The organism is Paenibacillus pinihumi DSM 23905 = JCM 16419 (assembly GCF_000422505.1).
GTDB classification, from domain to species: Bacteria; Bacillota; Bacilli; order Paenibacillales; family Paenibacillaceae; genus Paenibacillus_D; species Paenibacillus_D pinihumi.
Genome location: NZ_AULX01000030.1, coordinates 1 through 11,822 on the forward strand (window position 1 = coordinate 1; position 11,822 = coordinate 11,822).

11 protein-coding genes are annotated in these 11,822 nt (G+C 49.8%); all 11 read right to left on the reverse strand.

Annotated elements, in window-relative coordinates; genetic code table 11:
* Positions 1-94: 94 nt before the first annotated feature.
* Positions 95-1,446, reverse strand: a protein-coding gene (locus tag H583_RS36080) for an IS1182 family transposase (protein ID WP_245585872.1) whose coding sequence is annotated in 2 segments (ribosomal slippage) — positions 95-879 and positions 879-1,446 — 1,353 coding nt in all. Because the reading frame shifts where the segments join, the coding sequence is not laid out codon by codon here.
* Between the two features lie 148 nt (positions 1,447-1,594).
* Positions 1,595-2,434: a hypothetical protein gene (locus H583_RS0111305; RefSeq protein ID WP_028560565.1), complete on the reverse strand. Its 840-nt coding sequence runs from the start codon at positions 2,432-2,434 to the stop codon at positions 1,595-1,597.
* 103 nt (positions 2,435-2,537) lie between these two features.
* Positions 2,538-3,149 carry a GNAT family N-acetyltransferase gene (locus H583_RS0111310; RefSeq protein ID WP_028560566.1) on the reverse strand — a complete coding sequence of 204 codons (612 nt, stop codon included), beginning with the start codon at positions 3,147-3,149 and terminating at the stop codon, positions 2,538-2,540.
* Between the two features lie 311 nt (positions 3,150-3,460).
* Positions 3,461-4,414, reverse strand: coding sequence for an iron-hydroxamate ABC transporter substrate-binding protein (locus tag H583_RS0111315; protein ID WP_028560567.1), 954 nt, complete (start codon positions 4,412-4,414; stop codon positions 3,461-3,463).
* A 159-nt stretch (positions 4,415-4,573) separates the two neighbouring features.
* Positions 4,574-6,229, reverse strand: a complete 1,656-nt coding sequence (locus H583_RS0111320; RefSeq protein ID WP_028560568.1) for a helix-turn-helix domain-containing protein — start codon at positions 6,227-6,229, stop codon at positions 4,574-4,576.
* Between the two features lie 110 nt (positions 6,230-6,339).
* The gene (locus tag H583_RS0111325; protein ID WP_028560569.1) at positions 6,340-6,897 is read right to left on the reverse strand and encodes a peroxiredoxin family protein; all 558 of its coding nucleotides are present in this window, start codon (positions 6,895-6,897) and stop codon (positions 6,340-6,342) included.
* A gap of 18 nt (positions 6,898-6,915) precedes the next feature.
* Positions 6,916-7,638 (reverse strand): cytochrome c biogenesis CcdA family protein, encoded by a 723-nt coding sequence (locus H583_RS0111330; RefSeq protein ID WP_028560570.1) that lies wholly within the window; start codon positions 7,636-7,638, stop codon positions 6,916-6,918.
* Positions 7,631-8,311, reverse strand: a complete 681-nt coding sequence (locus H583_RS0111335) for a hypothetical protein (protein ID WP_028560571.1) — start codon at positions 8,309-8,311, stop codon at positions 7,631-7,633. Before H583_RS0111335 ends, H583_RS0111330 begins: the two co-directional genes overlap by 8 nt.
* 198 nt (positions 8,312-8,509) lie before the next feature.
* Positions 8,510-9,592 carry a sensor histidine kinase gene (locus tag H583_RS0111340; protein WP_161631197.1) on the reverse strand — a complete coding sequence of 361 codons (1,083 nt, stop codon included), beginning with the start codon at positions 9,590-9,592 and terminating at the stop codon, positions 8,510-8,512.
* A complete protein-coding gene (locus tag H583_RS0111345; RefSeq protein WP_036709298.1) occupies positions 9,579-10,265 on the reverse strand; it encodes a response regulator transcription factor in 687 nt (228 codons plus the stop codon). Before H583_RS0111345 ends, H583_RS0111340 begins: the two co-directional genes overlap by 14 nt.
* Before the next feature lie 101 nt (positions 10,266-10,366).
* A complete protein-coding gene (locus tag H583_RS0111350) occupies positions 10,367-11,770 on the reverse strand; it encodes an aminotransferase-like domain-containing protein (RefSeq protein WP_081667134.1) in 1,404 nt (467 codons plus the stop codon).
* Positions 11,771-11,822: the final 52 nt, after the last annotated feature.

Below are 11,822 nucleotides of genomic sequence, written 5' to 3' on the forward strand. Positions count from 1 at the left end.
CAGAGTGTCGAGAAACCCACGTTTTTTCTAAAACGTTGGGTTTCTCTTTTGTTTTATGAGCGTTCGCGTAGCGAACGAGAGGGGGATAACCCTCTCATCCTCTCTTCTCAAGATGAAGGGCGATCTTCTTCATGTTCTGAACGGCAGCGGTCATCAACGCTTGTTCCATAACGTTGCCCAACCCCCGCAACCGGCAATAGCGAAACCCGTGGAGCTGTTTAGCATCCGCGAAGCTTCGCTCAATCGTTTCTTTTCGTTTTCGGTACAGCCGTTTCCCCGACTTGCTCAGCCGGTTTAGACGCACGTGTTCCTTACTGTCCTCCCAGATATGCCGTGTGACGATCTTTCGTTTGGTTTGAGATCGTGTACATGTGGCTAACAGGGGGCAAGATGCACATTGCTTGGGATCCGAAGCATAGTGGCGGTAACCCTGGCGGTCTGTCGTTCGGTAGGGCAACACTTGTTGTGCTGGGCATACATACACATTCCGCGTTCCATCATAGGTGAATTTCCACTTGGGAAACAACCCTTTTGTGGGGTGAAATCTGCGGTGCGCAATCACACCAAAAATATTTCGTTCCTCAAGTCCTTTGCAAATCGGAGTGGTCATATAGCCGGAATCCAGTGCGACGGCTTCTACCTGAAACCCAAATTGGTGACGCTGACGATCTAATCGCGAGAGGTACGGCACGGAATCATGCACATTTCCGGGGGTCACGAAAACATCCGTGATGAGGTTGTACTTCACATCGACCGTACGGTGATCCAAGTAAAAGAATCCTTCCGGCTTCCCTTCACGGTACATATAGCCGCTATCAGGGTCTGTTGTACTGACCTTCACTTCCTTGTCTTCGTTCACCTCCTCCCGTGGTTTTAGGGCTTTTTTCCTTGTGTTTTTCGTTCACTTTCCACCGCTGCATTCAGCTCATCGAGGTAGTCTCGCGCGTTTTGTTGTACCTGAGCTTTGGTAAACTTGTGTTTATTCGCACTAGCTTTGACATGAGTAGAGTCCGAAATAAGCACGCGGCCGCCAACCATACGATGAGAGATGGCTTGCAGCACAATTTCATCGAAGATATCTTGAAATACAGTCGTGTCTTTGAAACGAGTCCGGCGATTCCAGCTAATTGTCGTGTGATCGGGTACACGATCGGTGAGTCCTAGCCCAAGAAACCAGCGGTATGCCACATTCGTTTGAACCTCACGTTCCAGTTGGCGCTCGGAACGTATGCCATAAAAATAACCCAGGAAAATCATCTTGAAGAGAACGAGCGGATCGATAGCAGGGCGGCCATTATCTTGGGAGTAGAGGTGGCGTACCTTTTCGTCTATAAAAGAAAAATCAATATACCGATCGATCTTACGCAACATATGATCAGCGGGCACCAAATCTTCAATGGAAACCAGTTCAAAGTTCTGTTGTTTATCTCGATTAGACCTCAGCATACAAGAACACCATCCGTTCATAATTGGTTACTATTAGTATATAGTATTAACGCGGTGTCGTGTTAAACATTTTGGATATAAGAAAGGCTGTCGAGACTTTCTCGACAGCCTGAGCCGCTCCAATGAGCGGCCCTTCATCTTTTTATGATTACAATGGTGCCGTATAACGGTAGTTGCTCAGGATGTCGCGGAATTTGCCGCCTTGCTGCTGAATGACATTGAGCGAGCAGCCTTCGAAGCCGAACCATTCATAGGCAAGAGCATAACCCACTTTGGATTTGGTAACGAACAACACCTTGAACATACTGGCATCGATTTCTCCGCCATCGTCAACCCGCCACGTAGACTGCAAATCGTCATTGCCGGGGAAATCTTCGAAGAGAAGGCCCGATTTACTGGCCACAACCAGGCTTGCAAGCGGCTTTTGCCCCTTTTTCTTCTCAAACACAACCAGCCCTATCGTCACTCCATTGCCCGCCTGGCCGATCACCTCGTGCGAGACGGCTTTGCGCTTCTTGGCTTTCTCAATATTACGGATAACGTCCTTCGTCAGCTTTCCTTTGCCGGAAGGCTTATAGCTTAAAAACTCATGTCCCTGGAAAGCATCCTTCTCTGCCAGCAGAACACTTTCATCACCCGGGACACTTCCCTTTATAACCGTGAATAACTCCCCTTGGTCCTTGTCAAAATTATAATGATTTTGTCGGTCTGTGCTTTGCTCGTTTCTTTTCTGATGCTTATTGAACTTGATGGGGAGAATTTTTCCGGGAGCTGTGACCGCCTGTACATACCGTTTCGGATTTTTCTTTTCAAATCCGAGCAGCCGTTTGCCCGATTCATCGGCATAAGCAAAGCTGAGCTTTTCTGCTTTTAGCTCCCCCGTTGCTTTGGACGCTTTCGCTGATGCAACAGGGGCTGCTGCGGGAACCGCGGACTGAAGACTGCCGATTACAAGTATGCTTACAAGGATATAAATTAATTTTTTCATCGGTTGACACCGTCCTGTTTGAATGGATTCAATATCAATTAGACGTCATGCAAAGCCATAATGTTGTCTTTTTTACTAAAATTTGAGCAAAATAAAAAGAGCCTTACGGCTCCAAACTTTTCACCATCCGATATAAGGAATACGGCGGCTTCTCAATAGAATCCGCAATGGTATACCCAAGCCGCTCATACAGCTTGCGTGCCTGGTTATTATCCTTTTTGACCGTCAAGGAGCATTTGCCGTAGCCGCCGCGCCTTGCCTGCTCCTCCGCAAATTGAATCAGCCTGGAGCCAACGCCATACCCTCTGCTCTCCGGCAGCGTAGCCAAAGTCCCGATATGATATTCTCCCGCTCGGCCTTCATTTAAAGAAATCATGGAGAAGACAGCCTTCAAATTTTGGAGGGAATGGCGGATCAGGCTCCACTTGCGAAGCTGAATCAACTGACGCATTGTAGGCCATGCCAGCTTGTTCATCACCGGGACCGGGTAACAGGTTATCATGCCGATTGTTTTGTCCTTTAATTTCGCTTCAAACGCATATTGATGGCTGAAGCGGTTTGCACTCTTGCCCCAAAGATCGCCCAGTGTCTGCTCAATTAAGGATTTCTCTGTGGAGCCTACAAGCGGATACGCCATATAATCCAGCGCCATGCTGTTCAATTTGCCGCCGGCATCGGATGCCGGATGTCCCTTGACGATTTGAATATGTTCCATTCTGTTTCTCCTATCCGATGCTCTGAAGCAGTTTTAATATTTGTATAAAATGATAAACCAATATCTATTTTGATACTTTATTCTATCATTATTTACACATATAGATCAATGCACGTTGTACATATGCCCCAATCCACGCCTCGATCGTATCCCACATCGCTTTCCATGAATGATGGCTCCGATTTCATATTATGAAATAATAGGCAGACAGCTACAACAAACCCGCCCACTTCAAAAAGTGGACGGGTTTGTTGATATCCTTCAATGAAGGCGGGCGGATTCGGCTCATTCTATAAAGTGAAGAAACTGAATTACTTGCCCAGGAAGCTCTTAATGAAGAACTCCAGTTGGAATTCAAGGCTGAGCGGATCATTGAAATAGAAGGACTTGGCATCGACCTCATAGACCCGGTTGTTCTTCACGGCTGCCGTATTTTTGTAGACAGCTGTATCCTGGAAGGAATTGTCCTCATCCGCGTTTTTGCTGAAGATGACATAATCGCCGAAGTAATCATCCAATACCTCATTCGATAATGCCGCATAGCCATCCTTGCTGGTTCCTTCTTTTACTTTCTCAGGCATTCCGAGGTTGAACTCTCCGTACAGAATTTCTGTACCGCGGCCAAAGTTATAGCCGTATACATAAAGCTGTTTGTTGAACGTCTCAACAACAGATACTGTTGCACCCTCGCCGACCTTGGCACGGATTTCCTCACCGGCTTTTTTGGCACGCGCCTGGAAATCCTGAGCCCATGCCCGGGCTTCCTTCTCCTTGTTCAGCAATTTGCCGATCTCGATCTGCTGATCCAGGAAACTCAGCTTGTTGTAGGTATACGTAATAGTAGGCGCGATTGACTTGAGCTTATCCACATTTGCAATACCTGAAAGCCCAATAATGAGGTCCGGCTGCAGCTGCATGATTTTCTCAAGACTTTCGTCCGAGACCGATTCCACATCTTTCAGCCGCTCAGCGAAACGGGGATTTTCCTTGGACATTTCATCTACACCAATCAGCGGCACATCCAGCGCCATCACGTTGCCAGTCAGGAAACGGGTCAAAACGACGACACGCTGTGGATTCTTCGGCACCTCAACCGGGCCATCCTCGGACTGATAGGTCACCGTGCCGGAATCTTGCGTGTTTGTATTCTGTGCCGGCTCAGAGGATGAATCGCTGCCTTTGGCAGTATTCACCGCCTGATTGCCTCCGCAGGCGCTCAGCATCATTACTAACAATAGAACAATCGGAACAAAAAGCTTTTTCATACAGGTCTCTCTCCCTTATTAATTGCATGTATCCATTCCAGAAATAATCCCGCAAATGAGGCTTCTAATCGATAATGAAAACCATTCCCATTTACATAGATTATTATAGGGAGGCTTATTGTTTGAAACCATGCCTTTTTGTTGGAAAAAGAGCTTGGACTATTGATCGCCTGTCAATAAGGCGACTGCCCGATGAAGCTGAAGACGAATGGAGACCGGATTATATGGAATCCACTCATCCAGGCTCAGATGGTGAACCCGGTTCTGCTGTACCGCAGCCAGACTTGTCCATTCCGGAGCCTGGAACACGGCCTCTGCATGTGCTGTTGAACCCTTCGCATCGGGATATACAATAACTAAGAGCCGGTCTCCTGCATACTCTGAAAGCTCCTGCAGAGCGATTGGAACGGAATGGAACTGGTCCTTCTTCCGCTCCATCTCCGTTCTGATCCGATTCGGCGGATTGAGCCCGAGCGACTGATACAAGACATAACCAACATTCCTCGCCCCGTACACGAGAATCTGCTGCGGACGGAGTACAACAATCGTAATCACTTCGGCTGCCGCCGCAGTCTGCTGCACAACAAGGCGTGCCTCCCGCTCCTCCTGCTCGAAATCAGCGAGCCATTGCTCCGCTCTCCCGCTCCGCTGGACGGCATGGGCAATCAGACGAAGATGCTCTTTCCAGCCAAGCTCCATCCAGGATACCTCAATGACAGGGGCAGCTGCCCGAAGCTGCTCGGCAGTCAGCCCGTGTATGTTCAGATGCTGCCGGGCGGCAATGATTAGTCCGATGCTGTTCTCAAGCAGGACGGACTGAATCTGCCTGGGGGAACTGCCCGTATGGAGAAACATCATCGTCTGCGGCTGCAGCAGGCTTTCCGTATGAATGTACTCGCTGCTCTCTGCAATTGCAATGACAGGCTCCAGCCCAAGCAGCAGCAGGTGGCTCGCATAAGGTGTAAGCATGACAGCCGTACGCGGGGATGAACCGCGGTCATAGCGGGAAGGTGAAGCGCCGGTCTGCCCCTTGAAGCGGCGGCTAAGATAAAATTCATCCTTGTAGCCGACCTTGAGCGCAATTTCCCTGAGCGTGGCTGTGCTGCCAATGAGCAGCTCCATCGCCCGGTGCACGCGCAGCCGCGACAAATATTCATTGGGAGAAAAGCCCGTCATCTGCTTGAATAAAATCGAGTAGTGGGATGAACTGATACCCGCGATGGCAGCCAGTTGCTCCCGGGTTATTTTCTCATGAAAACGGGTCTCTAGATAAGCAATGCTGCGTTCCATACTCGGCTGCTCGACTGCCTGATCGCTGACATCCTGCCGCTCCAACAGCTCCAGAATGAGCTGGTGAAATAAAATCTGGTTTTTCACATGACGAAGCTCATCCTCAGGCAGACGGTGGCGGTACAGCTCCTCCACATTGGCGGTGATTACAGGCTCGCAGGGGAGAAAAAGGACGCTTGTGCCAGAGGCCACATCGCTTCTGCGCACCATAGCATCCCCGTGCAAAGCATGTCCCGGCTCCCCGGTACCGATAGTCAGCTTGTAGGCATGAAGAGGGTGACGCGGATTCATCAGCAATACTGCGGATGTGAATGCAGGAATCAGAACAATTCCTCCTTCGAGCAGTTCGAAGGTCTGATCTTCAATGCTTAAGGTGCCTTTGCCGGAAGCAATGGCAATCAGGACAGCATGCTCTTCATCTATAGTATGGACCGGTAAATTTGAGGTTCCGTAGAGCGAATCAATACTGTGGATAGTATATAAAGGAAAGCGGGATTCCGCCCACTCCGAGCTTGCATTATTCACAACCTAAGCCTCCAATAGAAAAAATGAGGAGCATTCGCCTCTGCTCCTCTGCATGATGGTAAGCCCTATTATCCGGGTTATGAAGGACGAACACAAGAGCTATTGCTCTTTTATCTAATTCTGGCAACCGCATTCTTCATCGTGTCATAGCTGATCGCTCCCCGGAACTTCTCCTGGATGACTCCCTTGGAATCGAGAATATAGGTTGTCGGATAGGCTACAACCCGATAGGTTTGATTCACAATTCCCTCCTCGTCGAGTACGATCGGAAACGTCAACTGCTGCTCGTCTACGAAGGCTTGGATGTCGTCCAGTGATTTCTCGGTCGGTGTAAGATTGACACCGATAATCATGATGTCCTCTGCAAGGTGATCATCAAAAAATTCTTGCATATGCGGCATTTCGATCCGGCATGGCGGGCACCATGTTGCCCAAAAGTTAACCATGACCGTCTTGCCCTGATAATCGGAAAGGCGTACCTCCTCCCCTTGCATATTCTGCAATACAAAGTCCGGGGCAAGCTGGCCCCTTTCAATTCCGACCACAAGCCCATTGTCCCCGGCGTCCGTGGTTTGCGCCGCCTTTGAATCAGACTTGCTAAAATAATCATAGCCGCCATATGCGACCAGCCCAAGCAAAACAATAATTGCAATCCAGCTTTTTTTCATCCTGACCGTCTCCCTTGATTAAAAATTGAATTCCCAGAACGTATATTGGGCAAGAAATGCGCTAAGCCTTTGCAATTGCCCGGTAAACAGCAATAGACCCATGGCAATAAGCAGCCATCCGTTGATTTTAGACAGGAGCGGCATCCACTTGCCCATTTTTTTGATGATGCCCATCGAGTAAGTAAGCAGCCATGAGATCAACAGGAAGGGAACCCCCAGCCCAAGCGAATAGACGGCCAGCATGCCGATTCCGCTCCATAGCGTCTCTGCAGAGCCCGCCAGCAGCAGGATTGAAGAGAGCGCCAGCCCTACACATGGACTCCATCCGGCCCCGAATGCCAGCCCGGTCAAGAGCGAACGGACTGCGCCACGGTTCATGCCCGGCTTGGTTTCCCATACTTTGCCGGACATCAGGATGCGCAGATTGAGCAGACCGGTCATTTGCATGCCAAAAATAATGATCAGCAACCCGCTAATCCGCTGGACCAGTTCGCGCTCCTGGGCAAATAAACGGCCGACAAAGCTTGCGGAAGCGCCCATTGCTATGAAAATCAGACTAAAGCCCAAAATAAAAAACAACGATTGATAAATCAGATTCCCCCGATGCACCACAAGCTTGCCATCCTCAAAGGACGAGCCTGTCAAATAGGACACGTAAGCGGGAATAAGCGGGAACACGCAAGGCGATAAAAAGGACAGCATGCCCGCTGCAAATGCAATTAAAATCGTAATATTATCCATGTATACCTTCCTTCTTCATCTTCTCAGCAAACAAGGGCCACCCGGTAATAAGCGCGGCAGCCAGCAAAAAAACAATTTGCTGTTTGCTGAAGGACAACCACCACAATGAACGGTCAGGATTCAAAAACATCAGCAGTACATTGCCGATGGAGAACCAGACGGCAGCACCCGCTTCCTTCCCCTTACCGTTCAGGCGTTGCGGCCTGATCAGGAACATCAGACAACCTGCAGCCAAGGCAGCGCTTGCTGCGTGATGCAAGACGACCCCACCCTCCACGACAAGCAATAAACTGTGATAGGCCAGCCACCATCCGAGAATCAGCCACACCCCGTTTGTCATCCATAACCGGGCAGGCCAACCATGCCTCCATGACCGATACCCGAGATACGATACGGATACCAATGCCGCCAGCCATATTCCCCGTGACCCGCCATCGAAATAGAGCACTGCCAACGGAGTATGAATGAATTCAACCGGATGGAACAGGATAAAGCTGCCTTTCCAGACGAGCAGCCACAGCCAGAACGCATTCCCTGCACTGGACAATATCAGCTCACGTCCCGCTGCTTCCCGCAGCCGGTACTTCAAAATCAGCCAGCCTGCTGCTCCGAGTATCAGGTATAGAACCAGCGGCCCATTCAGGATCATGGTTCCAATTTGAATATTGTGCAACTCCCTGCCCCCTTCCTGTACAACAGCTTACCTGCCGTGTTTAAAGAAATGATAAAGCAGCATTATGAAAAAAGTTCCATCCATGAATAACGGAACTGCAAGCCCATTTGGCGAAAACAAGCATCACAAAAAGGACTGAAAAGCAGTATGCTCTGCTTGTCAGCCCTTCTCATCGTTCCTCTTGCTTATCCTTTGCCCTCAATCACAGGGAATCGTAATCCAAAACGAAAGCTTGTCATGCTCTGAAATCAGTCCGACATTGCCGCCAAGCTTGGTAACGATCTCCTTGACAATTGCCAGGCCAAGGCCGCTGCCGGTTCCGTTCCCCGCGCGATGCCTTGCCGGATCTGCCCGATAAAAGCGCTCGAATACCAATTCTTGCAGCGGTTCCGGCAGCGGCTCGCCAATATTGCTGACTGTGATCCGGTACTCATTTGGCCCCGCCTCGCCGGAAAGCCAGATCTTGGGCCCGGTGCTATAGCAGATGGCATTCTGTATCAGATTCGTCAGCACCTGCTTTAGCCCGTCCTCGTCGCTCCATAGAATGCCTGGTTCCACCGACATCTCCAGCTCCAGCTTATTGCTATGGAGCTCAAGCTGAAAGGATTGCGCGCTCCGCATAATCAGCTCCTCCATTTGAATCTCGCCTGCGGCTATGCTCCCTGCCTGACGGTCCTCCCATACAGCCAGCTGGTGCAGTTGCTCCACAAGCCGGGTAATGTGCCGGGTCTCCTCCAGCAGAGACATATACAGCTCTCTGTCACCGGCAATTACACCATTGCTCAGCGCTTCCAGATAACCATGGAGATTGCTTAGCGGAGTCCGCAAATCATGGGATACATGGCTAAGCATCCGCTTGCGGTTTTCTTCCGTCTGCTTGAGTGTTAAGGTCATCGCATTAAAATGCCTGGCGAGTTCTCCGATTTCATCTGTGGATGAAATGTCTACGGGCTTCGGGTATGAACCGCTTGTCAGCTGGCGCGTGGACTGCGTTAATTTTTTGAGCGGGGACAATATTTTTTTAATGAACACAAAATGAATGATGGCAGCTACGGCAATCGCCAGCAAGCTGGCGCGGATCAGGTAAAAATTCATCGTCCGGTCAAAAAAGTAATTTTTCTCATCACCGGCAAGCTGATAATTGGCTACAAGCAGGCAGGCAAAATCTTTGACCGACACACCGGCCAGCCAGATCACAATCAGCATGACCAGCACATTGAGCCCGATTAGCTTCCAGGCCACATGCTGCTTCCACAACGCAAGCTGTTTAATAGGCTGCAAAGCGATACCCCATTCCGCGAACCGTCTCGAAGAAACGTGGTGTTTCGTTCGACGTCTCGATTTTTTCCCTGAGCTTGCCCATATGCACATCTACTGTACGGTCAATCACGCTCTTCTCCTCATTCGGATAGAGCTCGCCCAAAATTTGCTCTCTGGACAAAATCTGATTCGGATTCCGCATCAAAAAGTGCAGCAGCTTGAATTCATGCTGCGTCAGTGCAATGTTCGTCCCGTTGTACTTGACCTCTCCGCGTGACGGCTTGATGGTGAGACCCTTGAAGCTGATCTTGCTGCACCGGTTGGATGTCCGCCGAAGAACCGTATTCACACGGGTCACGACCTCCTGAGGGCTGAAGGGCTTGATAATATAATCATCCGCACCCATCTGCAAGCCTTCAATCCGTTCTTGTTCCGTTACTTTGGCAGTCAGCATGATAAGCGGGATATCGCTTTTGAGCTCGGTGCGAATCCATGTACACAGTTCTTCCCCGCTCACCTTCGGGAGCATCAAATCTGTGATTACAAAGCAGGGATCGAATTTTTGGAAGGCTTCCTTGGCTTTTTCCCCATCATCCGCCTCTATGATCTCGTATCCGTCTTTTTCCAAATATAGTTTGAGCAGCTTTCTTATTTTCGGATCGTCTTCAACGATTAAAATGTGTGTATCCAGCATGCGTCACTCCTTCCATTACTGATAGTAGTTTATCCCCTCTTTTTAAAGAAACCGTAAAGCACATTCAAAAACAGGCTTATGAACATGCCGAAGCCGTGTCATTATTGGCTTGCCTCCAGCAGTCCTGACGGTGCAGGGACAAGACTTATAAATCGCCTCATCCCCTCCCGCAGCTGCTGCTCATTCAGATAGGCGTAGCTGAGCCGAATCCAGGATCTGAACCCCTTGAACGAATCAAAGATATACCCCGGAACGAAGGTGATGGAATTGGCGATGCTTGTCTCCAGCAGCTTCTCCATCTGCACATGATCCGGCAGCCTGATCCACAGGTTAAAGCCCCCTTGCGGGCTTTCCCAGCTCCATCCGGTGTCTGACAGTGCCTCCTCCATAATTTCCTTGCGGACTTCCAGGGCAATTCTAAGCTTAACCAGATGCTGCTGCATACGCTCGGAGAAGAAATAATGCAAAAAGATTTTTTGGCTCAGCAGAGGCGTTCCACTGTCCGATATCGACTTGGCACGAAGCAGCTCCCTCATGACAGCAGGGCGGCAGACAGCAATGGATATCCCGAGTCCGGGAGCCACATATTTGCTGAAGCTTCGGATATAGATCACATACCCTGCGGTGTCATAAGTGAACAGCGGAAACGGAGGCTTCTCGCCAAAATAGATATCCCGGTACGGGTCATCCTCCATAATCAGACACCGGTATGTCTGTGCAAGCTCCACCAGCCTTTTGCGCTGCTCGGCCGGGATGGTATATCCGGTAGGATTATGAAAGGTCGGATTCATATAGAACAGCCGCGGCTTGAATTGCTGCATGAGCATTTCCACCTGATCCAGGTCATAGCCATGCGGGTGAATTTCGACCGGAATCATCCGGGCTCCGAGTCTGGTGAATACATCAATGGCCGGGCTGTACGTGGGCTGCTCCACAAGCACAATATCCCTGGACCTGACAAGCGCCCTTGCGACCAGATCAATCGCTTGCTGGGAACCGGAGGTCACAAGCAACTCGTCCGCCGTGATGTAGAACCTGTACTTCTCCGTAAAATAACGGGTTAAAGCCTCCCTTAGCTCCTGATCGCCCTGAATGGTCGAATAGGTTCCCAGCACTTTGGGATACAGATCAAATACTTTCTTCGCATATTCCGCAAAGTAGTGGTTCGGCAGGAGATTTGGATCAAGCAGCGCTTTGGAAAATTGATAGTCCACCTTCACATCATGAATTTCCGAGAGGCTGCTTCCCTGTACACTTGCCAGGACAATCGGGTCTTGAAGAGAATGAAAAGGCATCACTGCCCCGGTCTGGATATAGTAGCCCTGCTTGTCCTTGACATAGACCTTGTTGTTGTTCTTGAGCATCTGGTAAGCCTTGAATACGGTCAGACGGTGAACATGAAGCTCCGCAGACAAAGACCGGACGGACGGGAGCTTCTCATCCTCGCTCCATTCGCCGCGCTGAATCCGCTCCAGCAGATAATCATACACTTGTTTGAACAGCATAGCTCCGCCCCCTTTTCTCTCTATTATAAAAGATTTCCCGGCAATCTGTTCT

What these genes read in the sequence shown, in the direction of transcription:
- H583_RS0111345 (WP_036709298.1), bottom strand. Translation starts at nt 10,265, where the DNA reads ATGCTGGATACACACATTTTAATCGTTGAAGACGATCCGAAAATAAGA.
- H583_RS0111330 (WP_028560570.1), bottom strand. Translation starts at nt 7,638, where the DNA reads ATGGATAATATTACGATTTTAATTGCATTTGCAGCGGGCATGCTGTCC.
- H583_RS0111315 (WP_028560567.1), bottom strand. Translation starts at nt 4,414, where the DNA reads ATGAAAAAGCTTTTTGTTCCGATTGTTCTATTGTTAGTAATGATGCTG.
- H583_RS0111305 (WP_028560565.1), bottom strand. Translation starts at nt 2,434, where the DNA reads ATGAAAAAATTAATTTATATCCTTGTAAGCATACTTGTAATCGGCAGT.
- H583_RS0111310 (WP_028560566.1), bottom strand. Translation starts at nt 3,149, where the DNA reads ATGGAACATATTCAAATCGTCAAGGGACATCCGGCATCCGATGCCGGC.
- H583_RS0111325 (WP_028560569.1), bottom strand. Translation starts at nt 6,897, where the DNA reads ATGAAAAAAAGCTGGATTGCAATTATTGTTTTGCTTGGGCTGGTCGCA.
- H583_RS0111350 (WP_081667134.1), bottom strand. Translation starts at nt 11,770, where the DNA reads ATGCTGTTCAAACAAGTGTATGATTATCTGCTGGAGCGGATTCAGCGC.